Annotated in this window: 20 protein-coding genes; all 20 read right to left on the reverse strand. The window is 32.0% G+C overall.

The genetic code is table 11. The features are described from left to right. Positions 1 to 26: 26 nt before the first annotated feature. The 20 genes from dnaG to ACY3JO_RS07225 all read right to left on the reverse strand — a co-directional run bounded on the left by dnaG (position 27) and on the right by ACY3JO_RS07225 (position 20,688). A complete protein-coding gene (gene dnaG / locus ACY3JO_RS07130) occupies positions 27 to 1,769 on the reverse strand; it encodes a DNA primase (protein WP_463084318.1) in 1,743 nt (580 codons plus the stop codon). Then, positions 1,770 to 2,804 carry a deoxyguanosinetriphosphate triphosphohydrolase gene (locus ACY3JO_RS07135; protein ID WP_463084319.1) on the reverse strand — a complete coding sequence of 345 codons (1,035 nt, stop codon included), beginning with the start codon at positions 2,802 to 2,804 and terminating at the stop codon, positions 1,770 to 1,772. Between the two features lie 48 nt (positions 2,805 to 2,852). Beyond that, a complete protein-coding gene (gene ppdK, locus ACY3JO_RS07140) occupies positions 2,853 to 5,522 on the reverse strand; it encodes a pyruvate, phosphate dikinase (RefSeq protein WP_463084320.1) in 2,670 nt (889 codons plus the stop codon). Positions 5,523 to 5,614: 92 nt separating this feature from the next. Next, the gene (gene glyS / locus ACY3JO_RS07145) at positions 5,615 to 7,678 is read right to left on the reverse strand and encodes a glycine--tRNA ligase subunit beta (RefSeq protein WP_463084321.1); all 2,064 of its coding nucleotides are present in this window, start codon (positions 7,676 to 7,678) and stop codon (positions 5,615 to 5,617) included. A gap of 4 nt (positions 7,679 to 7,682) precedes the next feature. Then, positions 7,683 to 8,570, reverse strand: a complete 888-nt coding sequence (gene glyQ / locus ACY3JO_RS07150) for a glycine--tRNA ligase subunit alpha (protein WP_463084322.1) — start codon at positions 8,568 to 8,570, stop codon at positions 7,683 to 7,685. A 5-nt stretch (positions 8,571 to 8,575) separates the two neighbouring features. Then, the gene (recO, locus tag ACY3JO_RS07155; RefSeq protein WP_463084323.1) at positions 8,576 to 9,289 is read right to left on the reverse strand and encodes a DNA repair protein RecO; all 714 of its coding nucleotides are present in this window, start codon (positions 9,287 to 9,289) and stop codon (positions 8,576 to 8,578) included. After that, positions 9,273 to 9,932, reverse strand: a complete 660-nt coding sequence (gene deoC / locus ACY3JO_RS07160; RefSeq protein ID WP_463084324.1) for a deoxyribose-phosphate aldolase — start codon at positions 9,930 to 9,932, stop codon at positions 9,273 to 9,275. The genes recO and deoC overlap by 17 nt, the downstream gene beginning before the upstream one ends. Before the next feature lie 17 nt (positions 9,933 to 9,949). Further along, positions 9,950 to 10,843, reverse strand: a complete 894-nt coding sequence (gene era, locus ACY3JO_RS07165) for a GTPase Era (RefSeq protein WP_463084325.1) — start codon at positions 10,841 to 10,843, stop codon at positions 9,950 to 9,952. Further along, complete coding sequence (gene cdd / locus ACY3JO_RS07170; RefSeq protein WP_463084326.1) at positions 10,843 to 11,235, reverse strand: cytidine deaminase; 393 nt, start codon at positions 11,233 to 11,235, stop codon at positions 10,843 to 10,845. Before cdd ends, era begins: the two co-directional genes overlap by 1 nt. Then, positions 11,235 to 12,836 (reverse strand): CTP synthase, encoded by a 1,602-nt coding sequence (locus ACY3JO_RS07175; protein ID WP_463084327.1) that lies wholly within the window; start codon positions 12,834 to 12,836, stop codon positions 11,235 to 11,237. Before ACY3JO_RS07175 ends, cdd begins: the two co-directional genes overlap by 1 nt. Then, the gene (locus ACY3JO_RS07180; RefSeq protein ID WP_463085663.1) at positions 12,833 to 14,107 is read right to left on the reverse strand and encodes a hemolysin family protein; all 1,275 of its coding nucleotides are present in this window, start codon (positions 14,105 to 14,107) and stop codon (positions 12,833 to 12,835) included. The genes ACY3JO_RS07175 and ACY3JO_RS07180 overlap by 4 nt, the downstream gene beginning before the upstream one ends. 28 nt (positions 14,108 to 14,135) lie before the next feature. After that, entirely contained in the window at positions 14,136 to 14,495 is a 360-nt protein-coding gene (locus ACY3JO_RS07185) for a diacylglycerol kinase (RefSeq protein WP_463084328.1), read from the reverse strand. After that, positions 14,492 to 14,923 (reverse strand): rRNA maturation RNase YbeY, encoded by a 432-nt coding sequence (gene ybeY / locus ACY3JO_RS07190; RefSeq protein WP_463084329.1) that lies wholly within the window; start codon positions 14,921 to 14,923, stop codon positions 14,492 to 14,494. Before ybeY ends, ACY3JO_RS07185 begins: the two co-directional genes overlap by 4 nt. After that, positions 14,920 to 15,816 (reverse strand): PhoH family protein, encoded by an 897-nt coding sequence (locus ACY3JO_RS07195; RefSeq protein WP_463084330.1) that lies wholly within the window; start codon positions 15,814 to 15,816, stop codon positions 14,920 to 14,922. The genes ybeY and ACY3JO_RS07195 overlap by 4 nt, the downstream gene beginning before the upstream one ends. Positions 15,817 to 15,823: 7 nt before the next feature. Continuing rightward, positions 15,824 to 15,994 (reverse strand): 30S ribosomal protein S21, encoded by a 171-nt coding sequence (gene rpsU, locus ACY3JO_RS07200; protein WP_148807442.1) that lies wholly within the window; start codon positions 15,992 to 15,994, stop codon positions 15,824 to 15,826. 16 nt (positions 15,995 to 16,010) lie between these two features. Further along, positions 16,011 to 17,264 carry a MiaB/RimO family radical SAM methylthiotransferase gene (locus ACY3JO_RS07205; RefSeq protein WP_463084331.1) on the reverse strand — a complete coding sequence of 418 codons (1,254 nt, stop codon included), beginning with the start codon at positions 17,262 to 17,264 and terminating at the stop codon, positions 16,011 to 16,013. Between the two features lie 4 nt (positions 17,265 to 17,268). After that, the gene (locus tag ACY3JO_RS07210) at positions 17,269 to 18,009 is read right to left on the reverse strand and encodes an RsmE family RNA methyltransferase (protein WP_463084332.1); all 741 of its coding nucleotides are present in this window, start codon (positions 18,007 to 18,009) and stop codon (positions 17,269 to 17,271) included. A gap of 8 nt (positions 18,010 to 18,017) precedes the next feature. Then, positions 18,018 to 19,055: a heat-inducible transcriptional repressor HrcA gene (hrcA, locus tag ACY3JO_RS07215; protein WP_463084333.1), complete on the reverse strand. Its 1,038-nt coding sequence runs from the start codon at positions 19,053 to 19,055 to the stop codon at positions 18,018 to 18,020. A 97-nt stretch (positions 19,056 to 19,152) separates the two neighbouring features. Further along, positions 19,153 to 19,995, reverse strand: coding sequence for an SDH family Clp fold serine proteinase (locus tag ACY3JO_RS07220; RefSeq protein WP_463084334.1), 843 nt, complete (start codon positions 19,993 to 19,995; stop codon positions 19,153 to 19,155). Between the two features lie 15 nt (positions 19,996 to 20,010). Beyond that, a complete protein-coding gene (locus ACY3JO_RS07225) occupies positions 20,011 to 20,688 on the reverse strand; it encodes a rhomboid family intramembrane serine protease (RefSeq protein WP_463084335.1) in 678 nt (225 codons plus the stop codon). Positions 20,689 to 20,690: the final 2 nt, after the last annotated feature.

The following is a 20,690-nucleotide window of genomic DNA, read 5'->3' on the forward strand; positions in this document are numbered from 1 at the left end:
TTAAAATCATCGCCTCCTTAAAAATTTCACTTCTTTACTTCTAAGAGACTCCTCAAGAAATATATTTCTTCCATAATTTCTTTTTCTTTTTCAAGATCAGTCAATGATTTTGATAACTCCTCTATCAATCTGTTTATCTCCTTTTTTATTCTAAGCTTTTGAAAATGATCCCACAAGTAGGGAATTATATCTTTTTGTTTTATAAAATCTTCACCTGATAAAATTGCCCTCTCTATAAGGATTCTTTTATCTTCTTCCCATTGACTTAAAAATTCTTCTAAACCCTTTTCTTTATCCCAAATCCTCCACTTTTTTAAAACATCCTGATACAACACAAAGGTAAAATCATCAGGACTCATATTCTTTATTTGTGTATGTTCAACATCTAATAAAATCAATCCTAACAAAGCTTCTTCCGTTTTTGATACTCCATAATAACGTGTTATTTGAACCTTAGCTTTATCCTCTACTATTCTACCAGAAAAAATTCTCTTCTGTATCTCTTTTTGAAGCCCTTCTTCTGGCACTCCTATTCTCTTACTTATTAGTGGTAAGTATTGCTTTATTTTTTCTTGCTGGACAAGTATATTTTTACTACGAAGAATGGAAGATGTCAATATTTCAATTATTTCTTCTAATTTTTCTTTAAAGGTCATGGGTAAATTTAATACATGATCAATAAGAAAATCTAAAGAAGGTTTACTATCTTTAATAAGATACAAGAATTCATCTCTTGAATATTTTTGTATAAACTCATCTGGATCTTTTACATCAGATGGAAGAGATAACCAATATACATCTAAACCTTCCAACTCAAGAATAGATAATGCTCTTTTCCCTGCTTGAAAACCTGCTGGGTCTTGATCATATCCTAATATCACTTTATTAGTATAATTTTTCAAAAGCTTCGCTTGTGAAGAAGTTAATGAGGTACCTAAGGAAGCCACCACATTACCTATACCTTCTTGATGAAGTGAGATAGCATCCATATATCCTTCAACTAAAATTGCCTCCCCATCTCTTTTTATAACTTCCTTTGCTTGAAATAGGGCATATAGATTTTTACCTTTACTAAATATCTCACTCTCTGGAGAGTTTATATATTTAGGTTCTTCGTTAGTTATGGTCCTTGCCCCAAAACCTATTATATGACCTCTAAGATTAAATATTGGAAAAATTATTCTTCCAGCAAAAGGATCTTTCCATTCATCTTTTACGTTATATAAAATTTTAGATTTAATAATATCCTCTTTTTGAAAACCTTTTTTAATAAGATATCTAAGAAGAAGCAAGGAATTTTTAGGAGAAAACCCCAAAAGAAATTTTTCTTGAGTCTCTGGTAAAATACACCTCCTTTTTAAATATAATCTTCCTTCTGCTCCATATTTACTTGTTAGATAAAGATGATAAAACACACCAGCAGACTTATAAATTTCTAATAAAACATTACCTTCTGCTGTGATAGTCTCTGATTTTTTTGGTAATTCTAAACCTACCTCATGTGCTAATTCTTCTAATGCTTCTCTGAAGGTTATATTTCTGTAATTTATAAGAAAGGAGAAAACATCTCCCGCAGCCCCGCACCCAAAACAATGGTAAAGTCCTTTATCAGGACTCACATAAAAAGATGGTGTTTTTTCCTGGTGAAAAGGACAAAGGCCTACATAATTTTTCCCACTTTTTTTAAGATTCACATATCTTGAAATAACATCTACTATATTAATCCTTTGTTTAACTTCCTCTACAAAATCCTCCATCAAAAAACTCACTTAGAAGAACCTCCATGGCTTTGGGATAAAGATACTTTCATATAACTCTATTGCATATCTATCTGTCATTCCTGCCAAAAAGTCTTTAATTTTTATTACTAAATCATCTTCTGGAAGATTTTGAGGAAGTTTTTTAGGATTTTTCATAAAGTAATCAAAAAGTCCATATAATAGAAGTTTAACCCTTTCATTTTCTGATTTGACATGCGGATTTATATACAAAGTCTCATATAAAAAATTTCTAAGCTCCTCTATAGCATCAAGAATATCATATTCAAATTCAAGATGATCTTTATTTAGGCTGTTAAAGACTAAATTCTTTACCATGGTATCTATTCTTTCTCTATGTGTTTTCCCAAGAATACTTATAACCTTCTCAGGTATATACTTCTCATCTATCACTCCTGCTCTTAAAGCATCATCAAGATCATGATTTAAATAAGCTATAACATCTGAAAATTTTACAACTTCACCTTCTAAAGTCTCGCAAACTTTGTTACTAAAACAAATTCTAAGATCTTTTTGCCCTTTGCTATGTTGTAGTATACCCAACCTTACCTCATATGTTAAATTTAACCCCTTGCCACCTTTTTCTATTTTATCAACAACTCTTAAACTTTGTTCAGCATGAGAAAAACCAGAATAACCATAAGACTTTAAAATCTCATCAAGAACATCCTCTCCCATATGTCCAAAAGGAGTATGGCCCAAATCATGCCCTAAAGCTATAGCCTCAGTGAGATCTTCATTTAAAGAAAGAGCTCTTGAAATAGTTCGAGCTATTTGTGATACTTCAAGGGTATGAGTTAAACGAGTTCTATAATGGTCTCCCTCTGGAGCAAGAAATACTTGAGTTTTATGTTTTAACCTTCGAAAAGCCTTAGAATGGATAATTCTATCTCTATCTCTCTGAAAACATGTCCTTAAAGGACATTCTTCTTCGAATACAATTCTACCTTTGCTTTTACTACTCAAAGTAGCATAAGGTGAAAATAAAATTTTTTCTTGTTCTTCTAATCTCTCCCTGATTAACATTCTCTTAGGGGGAGAATTTTTGCTTCTCCCCCTAAATTTATCACCTCTTTAAGCTGTCCTATCTACAAATTCCATTTGTTTTTGATATTTCAATGTAGCTTGTGCAGCAGCAAGTCTCGCAATAGGTACTCTGAAAGGTGAACAACTTACGTAATTCAAACCTATTTGATAGCAGAACTCTATAGACTTAGGATCTCCACCATGTTCACCACAGATTCCAACTTTTAAGTCAGGTCTTGTAGATCTTCCTTTTTGAATTGCTATTTTCATTAGTTCTCCTACACCTTGTGTATCTAAGTGTTCAAATGGATCATCCTCAATGTATCCCTTTTCTCTATATCTTCCTAAGAACTTACCTTCAGCATCATCACGGCTGAAAGCAAAGGTCATCTGAGTAAGGTCATTAGTACCAAAGGAGAAGAATTCAGCAATTTGAGCAAGTTTGTCAGCAATCAATGCAGCTCTTGGAACCTCAATCATAGTCCCAACCTTATATTCAATATTAACTCCACTCTTTTCTAAAACTTCTTTTGCTACTCTATGTATTAAATCTCCAAGAACTTTCATCTCAGACTCTAATGCTACAAGAGGGATCATAATTTCTGGTTTTACAGGAAGTCCTTCTTTAGCTACTGCAACAGCCGCCTCCATAATTGCTCTTACCTGCATTTCAAATATTTCTGGATAAATCATTCCCAATCTACAACCTCTAAATCCCATCATAGGGTTAAACTCATGCAATCTCTTTACTACAGAAAGTAACTTTTCTTTTTCTTCTAACTCTTTTCCTGTAATTCCTTTTGCTTTCATAACTTCAACCTCTACAGTTAAATCCAGTAATGGTGGTAAGAATTCATGTAATGGTGGGTCAATTAATCGTATTGTTACAGGTTTTCCTTGCATAGCTTTGAATAATCCTATGAAATCCTCTCTTTGTATTGGTAATAATTTTTCTAAAGCCTTTCTCCTTTCCTCTTCATTTTCTGCAAGAATCATCTCTTGTACTAATGGAAGCCTATTTCCTAAGAACATATGCTCTGTTCTTGCAAGTCCTATTCCTTCAGCACCATATTCAAATGCTTTTTTGGCATCTTCAGGAGTATCTGCATTAGCTCTTACACCAATCTTCCTGATTTCATCAGCCCAAGAAAGAAGCTCTATTAATTCGTTGCTTAAAGTAGGTGGAATCATTGGAACTTCTCCTAAAATAACTTCACCAGTAGAACCATCTATTGTAATAACATCATCTTTCTTTACTAACACATCACCCACACGAAATTCTTCTTTCTCAAGATCTATCTTTATTGCCTCACATCCTACTACAGCAGGCTTACCCATTCCTCTTGCAACTACAGCTGCGTGGCTTGTCATTCCACCTCTACTTGTTAATACACCTTGAGCCGCTGCAAGACCACCAATATCATCTGGTGTGGTTTCAGGTCTTACAAGGATGACTTTTTCTCCTTCTTTTCCTCTCTTTTCTGCCTCACGAGAAGAGAATACTATTTTTCCAGAAGCTGCACCTGGAGATGCAGGAAGACCCTTTGCAATTACTTTCTTTTCAGCCTTTGGATCTATTTGGGCATGAAGCAACTGATTTATCTGCTCTGGAGAAACTCTTAATATAGCTTCCTCTTTTGTAATTAATCCTTCCTTAACCATATCTACAGCTATTTTAACCGCTGCTGCAGCTGTTCTTTTTGCATTTCTTGTCTGAAGCATATAAAGTTTTCCTTTCTCAATTGTAAACTCTATGTCTTGAACATCTCTATAATACTTTTCAAGTAAATCTCTAACTTCAAGAAGTTGCTTATAAACTTCAGGCATTTCTTCCGCTAATTTTGAAATTGGTTGAGGAGTTCTTATTCCTGCTACCACGTCTTCACCTTGTGCATTAGTTAAATATTCACCATAGAATTCTTTTTCCCCTGTAGATGGATTTCTTGTAAAGGCTACTCCTGTACCACTATCATCACCCATGTTTCCAAAAACCATAGTTACAATATTTACTGCTGTACCATAGTCCTCTGGAATATTATGAAGTTTCCTATAAATTATGGCTCTTTCATTATTCCAAGAATCAAAAACTGCTTTTATAGCCTTTTCAAGTTGTTGATATGGATCTTGAGGAAAATCTTTACCAGTCTCTTTCCTAACAAGCTCTTTATAGGCTTCTACTACTTTCTTAAGAGTTTCGGCTGTAAGTTCACTATCTAATTTAGCTCCTTGATCTTTCTTATAGTGATCTAAAATCTCCTCAAATTTCTCATGAGGAATACCAAGAACTACGTTTCCAAACATCTGTATAAATCTTCTATAAGAATCATAAGCAAATCTTTCATTATTACTCTTTTTTGCTAAACCTTTAACAGTCTCATCATTAAGTCCAAGGTTTAAAATTGTATCCATCATTCCTGGCATTGATACAGGTGCTCCGGATCTTACAGAAACAAGTAGTGGATTCTCAGGATCAGCAAATTTCTTACTTGTCTTTTCCTCCAATTTTTTCATTGCTGCTAAAACTTCTTCCATTAAACCTTCTGGAAGTTTCTTATCGTTTTCGTAATATTCTTTACATACTTCAGTGGTTATAATGAATCCTGGAGGAACTGGGAGACCTGCTTTGGTCATATCTGCTAATCCTGCACCTTTTCCACCAAAAAGAAGACGGTTTTTACCATCTGCCTCCTCAAATAGATATACTCTTTTCTTTGACATATGTCATCCTCCTTACTTTTATATTTTTTTAAACTTATCTTATGAGATTATATCATAAACGTATCAAGACTAATTTTAATGAAAGTTTAAAGTTATGAAAGTTTACTCCAATCACAAAATTCCCATAAAAAGGTCTTAATATTCCAAATTAAAGAAAGCCTATTATTCTTTTCATCTTCATTTGGAGACATCACTAAAACGTTGTCAAAGAATGCTTCTATGTCATTAGCAAAAGTAATTAATAGTTCATGCTTAAAAAGATTCAGATAATCACCTTTTTCTAAATCTTTTTCTAAATCATTCTTTATTTTAATAAAATCCTCATATAAATTTTTCTCATAATTTGAGACAAAAAGTTCTGGTCTGATTTCTTTTAGGGTTAACTCCTTTGGTAAGATCCTATAAAGCCTATTGAAAGCTTTGACCACACTATTAAAATTTGGATCCTTTTTTATTTCAATAATAGAAGCAATTCTTCTCTTTGTTTTCCATAATGGATCAAAATCCACGTTCAAAACACTTTCCACTACCTCAAGAGGATACATATCTAATAAAATATTCCTTAATCTTTGACCTATAAAAATAAAACCTTGATAAAGTCTATCTCTACCCTCACCAAAACCATATACTTTCCAAGCATACTCAAGAAGCTCCTTTATACTAAGCCTAATATCACTTTCTAAAAATATCTTTATAAGACCCCCTGTAATTCTTCTTAGTCCAATAGGATCCTCAGATCCAGTAGGGAAAAGACCTAAAAAGAAATATCCAGCAAGGCTATCTATTCTATCCGCAATTCCTAAGAGAGATGCTAAATAGTGAGATGGTATCTTTTCATCTAAGGTTCTTGGATAGATATATTCACCAATTATTATAGGAATAGGTTCTTTTTCTCCTGAAACTTTAGCATAGATACTTCCTATTATAGCATGTAGTTCAGGGTACTCACTAACCATTAAAGTTCCTAAATCTGCTTTATATAAATCAACGCTCCGTACCAATATTTTTGTTTCATCTTCAGAAAGAGATAAAATCCTTGCAATTTCATAAACTATTTTCTTTACTCTTTCTACTTTATCTCTAATAGTACCAAGCTTTTCTTGGAAAATAATACCTTCTAATTTTGACTTATAACTTTCCAAAGGATTCTTAATATCTTCATTAAAGTAATATTCTGCATCAGCAAGTCTTGCTTTCAAAACCCTTTCATTACCCTCTATTACAATATCTGCATAATCCTTTGTCCCATTTCTTATTACTATAAACTTGTTAACTAAATTACCATCTCCATTTCTCAATGGAAAATATCTTTGTTTCTTTTCCAATGTCACCTTCAAAACTATATCTGGTAATTTTAAATATCTTTCATCAAAGTGTCCTAATAAAGCAGTAGGATATTCTACTAAGAAATTAACCTCATCTAATAGCTCTGCATCATAATCTAATATGAGAGAATTAGATTCAGCTATTTCTTTTATTTGTTTTAAAATATTATCCTTTCTTTCTATATGATCAACAATTACAAAATTTTCTCTTAAGATATTTAAGTATTTTGTTGCATCATTAACTTCTATGAAGGATCTTAAATAAAATCTTGGAGGTCTTGTGTATTTTGATGAATTTACTCCTGCCACACTTATAGGTACCAATTCATCTCCATAAAGAGATAGAATCCAGCGTATGGGTCTTCCAAAAGTAAAATTAACGTTTCCCCATTTCATCATCTTAGGAAATCTTATATTCTTAAGCATATCTACTACAAAAGATTGGATAATTTCTATTGTAGGTTTTCCTTCTCTTACCCTTTTTAAAAAAACATATCTTCCTTTTGGAGTATCTTTTATAATTAAATCTTTTAAATCTGCCTTATTTTGTTCAGCAAACTTTTTAGCAACATCTGTCCATTCACCATCCCTATATGCTATATGGGCTGCAGGTCCTCTTATCTCTTCTTCTTGAGATTCTTGAAAATCCTTTAATTTTTCCACATATATAACTAACCTTCTTGGTGTCGCCCAAACTTTTAAATCACTGTATCTTAAATAATTTTTTTCAAAATAATCAACAGAAAAATCTTTTATTTGTTTAATTGCTGGTTCCAAAAAACTTGCTGGCATCTCTTCTGTGCCTATTTCAACTAAGAGATCTTTTTCCAAGATTTTATTCCCCCTTTCTCCAAGCCTTATTTAGAAGAGGATATCCTAAAGCTTCTCTACTTTTTAAATAGTTTTCAGCAGCTTTTGATGCTAATTTTCTAATTCGTGATATATATTGTGTTCTTTGTACCACACTTATAGCACCTCTTGCATCTAATAAATTAAATGTATGAGAACATTTCAAAACGTAATCATAAGCAGGAAAAGTTAATCCACTTTCTAATAATCTTTCTGCCTCTTTCTCATATTCATTAAATAAAAATCTTAATCTCTCAACATCAGCTAACTCAAAATTATATTTACAATGCTCTATTTCTCCCTGCAGGTGTATATCTCCATAAGTTACATTGTCTTGCCATTTTATATCTTTGAAATCATCAACCCCCTGTATATACATAGCAATTCTTTCAAGACCATAGGTTATTTCAGCAGATATAGGAAACAAATCAAATCCCCCACACTGCTGAAAATATGTAAATTGGGTAATCTCCATTCCATCTAACCAAACTTCCCAACCTATCCCCCATGCTCCTAAGGTAGGAGATTCCCAATTATCTTCAACAAACCTTATGTCATGCTTTTCTATATCAATACCTAAATATCTTAAACTTTCAATATAGATTTCTTGAACATCATCTGGAGAAGGCTTAAGGATTACCTGATACTGATAATAATGTTGAAGACGATTTGGATTTTCTCCATACCTGCCATCAGTAGGTCTTCTCGAGGGCTCTACATATGCAACATACCAAGGTTCTGGACCTAATACTCTAAAAAAGGTAGCAGGATTCATGGTACCAGCACCGACTTCTATGTCATACGGTTGTTGAATTATACATCCTTGTTTATGCCAAAACTCATCAAGTTTAAAAACAATCTCTTGAAAAAGCATTTTTTCTATACCTCCTGTTCTATCCTTTTTGTCAAAATAGGCATTAATTTTTTTATTTCTTCAAAGCGTGTAATCATATTAGAGCCAATCATATAATTAAAATCATAAGTTAAAATCTCGTTATATTTGTTTATAACCTCTAAATCTATTTCTATATCCAAATTATTACAATCTACACAATAAACTTTATAATCTTCAATATTCAATAACAATTTTTCATCACTACTAAATTTTCTTCCACACTTTACACAGTTAGTTGGGATGAAAGGTAAAAGTCCAAGTTTTTGCCAAAGTTTAATTAAGAGGATATCACCTGAAGTAGTAGCGTTATTCTTTTTTATTTCCTTTAAAAAAATATATAATAGATCAAAAACTTCATTATCTTTTACCCCCTCAGGAAGAAATTTCTCAGCCCTTTTTATATAAGTAGTAGCATGTATAAAGGTATCTACATCCCTTTTTATATTATCGAATCTCTCTATTACCTCCCAATTTATAAGAAGATCTAATTCTTTCCTTTTCACAAAATATCCTTTTCCAAGAGTGATAACCTCAACCTTTCCTCTTAGGCGATTTTTTATTTTTAAAGCACCTGGAGCCTTCACCCAATACTTCCCTTTCTCTTTTCCGTAAAAAAGTAAAACCAAATCTCCATCTCCTATTTTCCTTCTATCTATAATTAACCCTTCTTCATAATAATATCTACTCTCTAAGTTCATTTATTATAGCTATCCCATTAGATGTACCAATTCTATCAGCACCTGATTCTATCATTTGTAAAGCTTGTTCTAAAGTTCTTATACCTCCTGCTGCCTTAACTTTTAACTCATTTCCTGCAATTTTCTTAAGAAGCCTCACATCTTCTAATGTTGCTCCTGAGGAGCCAAAACCTGTAGATGTTTTTACAAAATGAGCTTTTTCTTCTTTTACTATATTTGTAACATAAATTTTCTCTTCATCTGTTAGATAACATGTCTCAATAATAACTTTTACTACTCTTCCTTGCGAAGCCTCTAAAACTTTTCTTACATCTTCCCTAAGTACTTTTTCATTCTTATCTTTTATAGCAGAAATATTAATTACCATATCAAACTCTTCTGCACCTTTTTTTAAAAGATCATCAACCTGAAAAGCTTTTGATGAAGAAGAGTTTAGACCATGAGGAAAATCTATAACTGTACAAACTTTTATATCAGAACCTTTTAAAATACTATATGCTAATGGGACAAAATAAGGTTGAATGCATACAGAAGCAAAACTATATTTTAATGCCTCTTTACAAAAATCAGTCACATCATTTGAGGAGGTATTAGGTCTTAGTAAGGTATGATCTATCATTTTTGCTAAAGCCTTTTTATCCATAAATTTTCCTCCTAATATTAAATATATCCAAGCTCTCTCAAAATTTCAGGTTTCTTTCTCCATTTTTCTCTAACTTTTACCCAAAGATCCAAATAGACTTGTTTTTTAAAATATTCTTCCAACTCCATTCTTGCAAGAGTACCTATTTTCTTCAACATTTGACCATTTCTCCCAATTAAGATAGCCTTCTGAGTAGGTCTTTCAACTATAATGGTTGCACGAATATAAATGAGTTGTCCGTTTTTTCGTTCATCAATTTCATCTACATATACTGCAACCGAATGAGGTACTTCTTGATGAGTAAGATGAATTATCTTTTCTCTTATTATTTCTGAAATCCAGAATTTATCAGTTTGATCAGTTAACATATCTGGAGGATATAAAAATTCACCTTCTGGAGATAATTCTTTTAGTTTTTCTAAAAGTAAATCTTTGTTAGTACCATATAGAGCTGATATTTCAATTATATTATTTGGATCTACTCCTAAGGAGATAATCTTATTTTTTCTTTCTTCCAAAATTTTCGGTAATACAGCATCAATCTTATTGAGTAATACTAAATAGGGCTTTTTTTGCCCTTTTACAAATTGAAGAAGGGATTTATTATCTTCATCAAGTTCTAAGGTTGCATCAATTACATATAATACAACTTCAGAGTCTTCAATAGTCTGTTTAATAGTTTTTTGCATATACTCTCCAAGCAAATGTTTTGGAGGAAACCATCCAGGAGTATCTAAAAAAATAAATTGTGCGTCTTCTAAAGTCAAAACTCCCAATATCCTTTGTCTTGTTGTTTGAGGTTTGTCAGCTACTATAGAAACTTTTTCTCCTACTAAAAGATTCAATAGGGTGGATTTACCAGCATTTGGCTTACCTATAATACTTACATAAGCAAGTTTAGTATTGCCCATTATTTTTCCTCCAATTTAAAATTGTGAGGTAATAACTCTTCTGCTTTATATCTATAAAATCTTTCTTCTTCAGAATTATACAATAATACTTTCATCTTAGGAGAAAATTCCATCATAACCTGCCTACAAGCCCCACAAGGTGGTACTCCATCTCCATCTTTACCAACAATCACAATTTTCAAAAATTCTTTCTCACCTTCACTAACTGCTTTAAAAATAGCAACCCGTTCAGCACAAATAGTTAGACCATAAGAAGCATTTTCTATGTTTACTCCAGTATATATCTTTCCACTCTTAGTTAACAAAACAGCTCCTACAGGAAAGTTAGAATAAGGAGAATAGGAAAATTTCAAGATATCTCTTGCAATTTTAAGAAGATCTTTATCTTCCATTATTTGGCTTTCTCCTTTACTATAGTTTCTATGAATCCTTTAAAGAGGGGATGAGGATTAAGAGGTCTTGATTTGTATTCAGGATGAAATTGGGTAGCCACAAACCATGGATGATCTACAAGCTCAATCATCTCAACCAATCTTCCATCAGGAGAAGTACCCACTACTTTAAGACCGTTTTTTTCAAAAAGATCTCTATATTTATTATTAAATTCGTATCTATGTCTATGTCTTTCATAAACAATCTCTTGCTGATAATACTTATAAGCTAAGGAAGATTTATCAATTACGCATGGATAAGCCCCAAGTCTCATAGTTCCACCCTTATCTTGAATATTTTTTTGTTCAGGCATAAGATCTATTACTGGATCTTTAGTGTTTTCATTAAACTCACTACTGTTTGCGTCCTTTAACCCAATACTTCTTGCAAATTCTATAACTGCACATTGAAGTCCTAAACATAAACCCAAGAAAGGAATCTTATTTATTCTTGCCCATCTAATTCCTTCTATCATTCCCTCAACGCCTCTTGCCCCAAACCCTCCAGGTACCAAAAGCCCTTCAGTTCCCTCTAAGATTTCATTTACATTTAATGAATTTACCTTATCACTTTCTATCCATCTTATATTTAACTTTACTCCATAAAATCTCGCTGCATGATTAAGGGCTTGTACTACACTTAAATAAGCATCTGGTAATGTTACATACTTTCCTAAAATTGTTACATTTATTTCTCTCTCAAGTTTTTTATTTACCATTTCGGACCAATCTCTTAAGTCACTCTCTCTTTTCTCCAACCCCAAAATATTACATACCAAATCTCCTAATCCTTCTTCTTCAAAATAAAGAGGTATAGCATAAATATCATTCACATCCACCCCACTTATTACTGCTTCAGGCTCCACATCTGTAAATAAGGCAATCTTTTCCCTAATACTCTTTGGCAATTTATCCTTTGCTCTACAAAGGATTATATCCGGCTGAATTCCTATACTTCTTAATTCTTTAACACTATGCTGGGTAGGTTTAGTTTTTAATTCTCCTGTAGGAAATAAAGATGGAACAAGAGTAACATGAAGATAAACAACATTATCTTTACCTACATCTTTTCTAAATTGCCTTGCAGCCTCTAAGAAAGGTAAGCCTTCAATATCACCTACTGTGCCTCCTATCTCCACAAGAACTAAATCAGCTTGGGTTTCGTTTGCTACTACTTTAATGCTTTCTTTTATCTCTTCTGTAATATGAGGAATTATTTGTACCGTTGAACCCAAGTATTTTCCTTCTCTTTCCTTTTTTATCACTCTTGAATATATCTTGCCTGTCGTAACATTATTTAGGGCAGACAAATTTACATCCAAAAATCTTTCATAATGCCCCAAATCAAGATCCGTTTCTGCACCATCCTCAGTTACAAAAACTTCTCCATGTTGATATGGATTCATAGTACCAGCATCCACGTTTATATATGGATCGAACTTCAGTGCTGTTACTTTATAACCTCTACTTTTTAAGATACGTCCCAAAGATGCCGTTGTAAGACCTTTTCCTAAGGATGATATAACTCCACCAGTAATAAAAATGAACTTTGTATCCTTCATTTCTCCTCTTCTCCCTCATCTTTCTTAGTTTTTTTTATAATTTTTACTTTCTCAATTCTTTGTCTTCTTACACTCTCTATTTTAATAACTACATCCCCTAAATCAATCTCTTCACCTTTTGATGGCACTCGCCCTAAAATATCCAAAATGAGCCCCCCTAAGGTATCATATTCTGTTTCTGGCAATCTCATACCCCAAGACTCCTCTAATACATCATTAAGTTCATAAATATTCATCTTAGCATCCACTAATAATGTGTGATCATCTATAAAAGAGAATTTAGTTTCTTCTTTATCATACTCATCTTCTATCTCTCCTACAATCTCCTCTAAAAGGTCCTCTAAGGTTACCAAACCTGCGGTACCACCATACTCATCTACCACTATAGCCATGTGTGCCTTTCGCCTTCTCATCTCATTAAAAAGCTCATTAATCTTCATATTCTCAGGTACATATATCACTTCTCTTATAAGATCTTTTAAGCCAATATTTTGATCCTTTTCGGCAAGAGCTTTTAAAATATCTTTAGCATGTACAATACCTATAATATTATCAATACTTCCTTCATATACGGGTAACCTTGAATGACCTTCTTCAATTATTTTTTTCCATGCCTCTTTTAAGGAAGCATCAGAACTTATACATACCATATCTATTCTTGGCACCATAACTTCATGTACTTCTGTATCTGTAAACTCAAGGACATTATTAATTAATTCCTTTTCTTCTTTTTCTATTATTCCCTCTTTCTCACCCACATTTACCAAGGTTAAAAATTCATCTATAGTAGCAAAGGGTGAAATTTTTTCTTGGCTTCCACCAATTATTTTATAAAAAAGGCTACTAAAAGTCAGTACAAAGTTGGTAATAGGAAGCATTATTAAATATATGGGATAATATAAATTAATTACAGATAAAGCATACCTCTCTTTATATCTTAATCCTAAAGATTTAGGTATTACTTCTCCAAAAATTACTATAAAGAAGGTAGAAAGACCTGTAGCAATAGCTATACCAAAATTTTGAGTTATGCTTAGAGCTATTCTCGTAGCAATCGAAGAAATCAAGATATTTACAAGATTATTAGCAATAAGGATCGTACTTAAGAGCTTCTGAGAATTTTCCATTAATTTCATCAACCTTTTTGCTCTTTTATCACCATTCTCTGCTAAATGGTGAAGTCGAATCTTAGGTGATGAGAGAAGCGATGCCTCTAAAGCAGAAAGAAAACCAGAAATAAATAATAAAATTAATATCGTAAAATATTCCAGCTTTTCCTCACACCCCTTTTATTGAAGTCTAAAGACTTTTAATATATTTTATAAATATTAAAATACCTGAAATAAAAGCCAAAAGCGACAATATAAAAACAGCTGATGCTGACAAGTCCTTAACTATTTTTATCTGAGGAGAATAACTATTATTTATAGAGTCCATAGCCTTTTCTATAGCAGTATTCATATACTCAGCACTTATAACAACTCCAATCCATAATAACACAACAAGTATATCATTTAAGCTAAAATGAAAATAAAGCATAAAGAGAATTAATATACCTGTAATTAATATCTGAATTTTAATGTTTCTTTCGTATTTAATACCAAATACAAAACCATCTACTGCTTTAGTGAAACTTTCCCTAAGACTTCTATTTTTCATTTTTTCCATAGACTTATTAATTTTAAGGTCTCTCTTTCCATTTCTTCAAAATCTTTTTCTTCTTCATGATCATAACCAAGAATATGTAAAGTGCCATGAAGACTTAAAAAGGCTATTTCATCTAATAAATCTTTATTATTTTCTATTGCCTGTTTTGTCGCAGTATCATAAGAGATATATATTTCACCAATAAGTCTACCCTTCGGATCTTTTCCTAAGGAAAATGACAAAACATCTGTAGGTATATCTTTCCCTCTATATTTGCTATTTAGCTCTTTAATCTTATCATCATCAACTATAACAATAGATAAATCATATTTATTATGTAAAAATCCCTTTTTCTTAAAAACCTCTTTAATAAAGTCTTTTACTTTATCAAGTTCCTTCTTATTAATTTTATTCTTCAAATCAAATACATTTATACTCATTTAATTTTTTTCTCCCATTTTTCATAAGCTTTAATTATCTCTTTCACTATATCATGTCTAACCACATCTTCTTCCGTTAGTTCCACAAAAGTAATACCTTTTATTCCCTGCAAAATTTCCCAAGCATGTGTAAGACCAGACATTTTATTAGCATCAAGATCTGTTTGAGTAACATCACCTGTAACAACCATTTTACTTCCAAAACCAAATCTTGTTAAAAACATTTTCATCTGCATTGGAGTCGTATTTTGTGCCTCATCCAGAAGAACAAAAGAATCTTTGAAGGTCCGCCCTCTCATATATGCTAGTGGAACTATCTCTATCATATTTCTCTCTATATTTTTTAAAAGTCTTTCTGGTCCTAAAAGTTCTTCTAAAAAATCATATAACGGCCTAACATATGGATCTACTTTTTGTTGTATATCCCCAGGGAGAAAACCAAGCTTCTCACCTGCTTCAACTACTGGTCTTGTCAAGACTAGCTTCTTTACTATATTATTCCTCAAAAAATAAATACCCATAGCTATAGCCAAAAAGCTCTTACCTGTTCCTGCGGGCCCTTTTGCAATAACAATTTCATTTTTTTCTATAGCTTCCACATATTTTTTCTGCCCTGGGGTTAATACTTTTACTATTTTTTTATCAAAAATTAGAAATTTACTTCCATCAGTAGGCTCTTTCTTAGAAAAACTATTTATCTGGTCCAATAAATATTGTTCAACCCTTTTTATAACTTCGGGAGATCCATTCATTGTAATCCTATTTTCTAATATTTTTATTTCTATGTTTTCTTCTATAACCTCTATTTCTTTTAACTTTTTAGCAATATTTTCCTTATATGCTTGTAATTCTTTTGGTATTATTATCTCTGTATTAATTATAGTCCTTTCCATATATCACTTACTTTTTCTTCTTTGATTGAGCCTTTTTTCTATTTCTTTTTTCACTAGGTTTTTCATAATATTCATGTCTACGTATATCTGACAATACTCCATCTTCTTGTAACTTTTTCTTAAATCTCTTTAAAGCACTATCCAAGCTTTCATCTTTTCCTACTCTTACTTCTGTCACATTCTTCCCTCCTTTCTTATCCTATTTTTAATTCATCTTTCGCTAATTTTGCATAAACTTTACTCTTTTCTTCATCTATATCTTCTAATATTACTTTTACATAATTACCTTCTTCCAAATAGTATGGCCCTTTAAACTCCACCTTTATATAATTATCAGTAGTACCCCTATATATATCACTCTCTTTCTCTTCTATCATAACCTCTATTTCTTTACCTATAAAAGATGATACATATTCCTCCCATAATAAATTACTCAGATCTAACAATTTTCTTTTCCTCTCTTCTATTATCTTAGGAGGAAGAGGGATAAGCTTTCCAGCAAGAGTAAAAGGGCGAGGAGAAAAAGGAAAAACATGTATTTTCATAAACCTAATTTTTTTAGCAAATTCTAAGGTTTGTTCAAAATGTTCATCGGTTTCCTCAGGATATCCAACTATTATATCTGTAGTAATTGCAATATCAGGGACTTTTTCCCTTAATTTATTGACAAGATCAGAAAAATATTTGGTATCATATTTCCTATTCATCTTTCTAAGGATCTCATCAGATCCACTTTGAAGAGGTATATGCCAATGCCTACAAAGCTTAGGATGAGAAGCAATAGAAATCAATTTATCAGATATATCCATTGGTTCTAAAGAACTTAGTCTTACCTTGTAAAGTCCTTCTATTTCAAATATTTCAGTAAGAAGCTTTACTAAAGCATTTTTATCTCCTAAATCATGCCCATATGCACCTAATCTTATTCCTGTTAATACTATCTCTTTATGGCCACGAGCCACCAATTCTTCAACTTCCCTGATTACATAATCCAAACTTTTACTTCTTTCTCTACCACGAAGATAAGGAACTATACAATAACTACAAAATTGATTGCAACCATCTTGTATTTTAAGAATAGCTCTTGCTCTATCCTCAGATACCAAGAATACGGAATCTTCATTACTCCCGAAAAATTCCCACTTTTGTCTATTATCTAACAAAAAATCTACCTTCAATTCTTCTAGTAAAAGTTTAATCCTCTCTGGGTAACAACCAGCAAGTGCAATTTTAGTATTTTTATAATGGTTTCTTATGTAATTAATGAGTCTTCTGGCTTTTCTCTCTGCTACATGAGTTACAGCACAACTATTAATAAAGAAAAGATCAGGTTCGTCATTTAAAGATACTACATCCCATCCCTCTTTTATAGCTAAATATTTAAGCTTCTCTGTTTCATACTGATTTACTTTACATCCAAAAGTATAAAAAGCAACTTTTCTACTCAAGGTATTATAGTAAACCTAAGCCTCCTTTCTCATAGAGAAGGAGAGCAGAAGAAACAATAGCAGCAGTGTCCACTTTTAATATTCTTGGTCCCATATTGAAAAGTTTTCCTCCAAAATTTCTCATCATCTCTATCTCTTCTTCACTAAAGCTTCCTTCTGGACCTATAAAAAGAAAAACTTTATCTTTAACTCCATTTTCAAACACTTTTTTTAAGTCCTCTTTAGCCCCTTCCCATGCTACCAATATATCTGCCTTTTCTTCTTTGGCCAACCTAATACATTCTTCCACATTCATTACGTTAAAAAGATTTGGTACAGAATTCCTTCCACATTGTTTAACTGTTTCTCTTATTATTTTATTCCACCTAACATACTTTTTCTCAAATTCCTCTTTTGTTAAGTTTACAATACTTCTTTGGGTTTGTAAAGGAATAAAAGCAAAAACTCCCAACTCGGTACACTTTTCCAAAATTAGCTCCCACTTATCTTTCTTTGGTAAACTTTGACAAAGATAAATATTTACCTTGCTTTCTTTGTCACCAATCTCAGAAACGATTTTGCAAGTTATTTCTTTATCATTTACTTTTTCAACTAATGTTAGATACAACTTAGAATCATAATTTACCTGTAGCAGATCTCCTTTTTCTATTCTCAACACTTTAGAAATATGGTAAACATCATTCTTATCATCAATTATCAAATAATCTGGGGGCTTTAGTTTTGAAGCAAAGAAAGTTGGAGACATAAATAATATTAATCTCCTAAAAGTTGGGTTAACCTTTCTGATAAGGTTCTACCTATAAGTTCTACAAAGGCTAAAGATCTTTCATATTTCATTCTCTTCGGACCTATCATACCAATAGACCCTATAGTATTTTCTCCCAAAGAATATACAGTTGTAATAATACTACAATCACTTAGTTCAGGGATACTAATCTCTCCTCCAATAAGTATTGTTAAACCCTTTCTAAGATAGGAGGTAAAAAGTAAAGAAGAGATAGTTTTTTCCTCCTCTAAGACATCTAATAAGGTTTTTACTTTATTTATATTCTGAAACTCCAAATACTGTAATATCTTTGAAACACCAGCTAAAATTACACCCTCTTCTCTTTCTGTATATAATAAGTCTTGTAAAATATCTAAAATTCCAGTTTTTATTTCTATCGGTACTTTAAAATCTAGTTTTTCCTTAGATAATGTCCAATAAATCTCCTGAAGCTCCTTATTTTCGAACCTTGTATTAAGTTTCACCCTCAAATCATTAAATTCCTCTTCAGGCATAGAGTTAGACAATCTTACTATCTTTTCCTTAACAATACCTGTAGAAGTAGTAACAATTATAACAACAGCATCTTCTTTCAAATCTATAAACTCAATCTTTTTCAAAGTAGTTTTATCAAGTTGGGGAAATAGAACTACACCAATAAATGCAGTTTTCTCAGAAATTAACTCAGCGACTTTTCTAAGAAGCCCTTCCCAATCAATTGAAGAAAAAATTATACTATTAGCCACCTCTATGTCCTCATTATATAATTCGTAATTGTCTAAAAGAAAATCCACATAGAAACGATAACCTCTATCAGATGGAATCCTACCAGCCGAAGTATGAGGTTGTATTAGATAACCTTCTTCCTCTAAATCTGCCATCTCATTTCTAATGGTAGCAGGACTCCATCCCAATAAATATTTTTTAGCTAATATTCTTGAACTTACCGGTTGAGCAGACTCTATATAATCCTTTACTGTAATTTTTAGTATGATCTTTTTTCTATCGTCTAACAACTTTAGCACTCTCCCTTTAAGACTGCTAATTTTTCCTTTAACATAATAGCACTAATTTTAATTTCATGTCAAGTTTAAAAAAAAGATTAAAGGGTTTAATTTGTTATTATTTTTCATTACCCTTATGCACCCCTTTATATGGTTGATAGGGAACTGGTATATACTGAACAGAAGGTCTTGTTCCTGGATTTTGAGGATAAAGGTTCATAAGGGCATATATCTCTTTCGGTAATCCTACCTTAACAGGTAACCCTAATTTTATGGCCTCCTCAACAGTTATAGGATAATCATGAGTCCATGTACCTGTAGCAAGAATCTCTGAAAGTTCTTTAGCTTTTTCTTCTGACATTTTGTCTTTTAACAGTTCATAAACCGATTCTTTTACTTGCTTAATAGCCTTTTCTGCCACATCTCCTAATATAAGAGTTTTATCCTCAACCTTATCTGCACCTTTTCTATTTATTGCGTTTAATATGGAAGCTGCAGGATATTCACCAAGTTGTGGATCTACTGGACCAAGAACCGCATTTTCATCCATAATGATCTCGTCTGCCGACAAAGCTATAAATGTACCACCAGACATAGCATAATGGGGAACAAAAACTGTTACTTTCCCCTTATGATTTTTCAAAGCATGAGCTATTTGTTCTGCTGCAAGTACAAGTCCACCAGGAGTATGTAAAATAAGATCAATAGGCATATCTTCCGGGGTCAATCTTATTGCTCTTAAAACTTCTTCTGAATCCTCAATATTTATATACCTTGCTATTGGAATACCAAAAAGGTTCATTGTTTCTTGTCTGTGAATTAGGGTTATAACTCTTGATCCTCTTTTTCTCTCTATAAGCTGTATTAACCTAAATCTTTCAGCCTCAATAACCCTTTGTCTTACTATGGGAGACAAACTACTTAATATAAAGATTATCCAAAATATGTCCCAAAAACCCATAAAATCCCTCCCTATTTAAAAATAATAATAATACCAATATCTTTTTCTAAAATATTTAGAAATCATAAACCCAAAAACAAAGCCACCTATATGAGCCCACCATGCAATTCCACCACTTAAGTCTAAAAATATCAATGAGAAAAAACCAGAAAATAACTGCAAAATAAACCATAAACCCAAATAAATAAAGGCAGGAACATAAATAAAATCAATAAAAAAACCCCAAAAAGCTATAGTTAAAATTCTTGCTCCTGGATAGAATCTGATATAAGCCCCTAAAACTCCCGCTATAGCACCACTTGCCCCAATAGCAGGTATATATGGATTTACACTAAATAAAACTTGAACTAACCCAGCAACAATTCCAGAAAAAAGATAAAAAAGTAAATATCTAAAATGTCCCATAGCATCTTCCACATTATCTCCAAATATATAAAGATATATCATGTTACCAATAATATGAGACCATCCCCCATGAAGAAACATGGATGTAAAAAGAGATAAAATCGCAGACGATAACAAACTTGGATTATAGAAACGATAAGGCAAAACACCAAACTTAAAGAAGATATTTTCCCTAATATATGATGGTAATGTAATTTCCCATAAAAAAACGGCTATATTAATAAATATAAGTAAGGTATTAACAAAAGGATATTTTTTTGAAGGAATATCGTCTCTCAGAGGGATCATTC

The sequence above is a fragment of the Dictyoglomus sp. LHC4 genome (assembly GCF_055181355.1).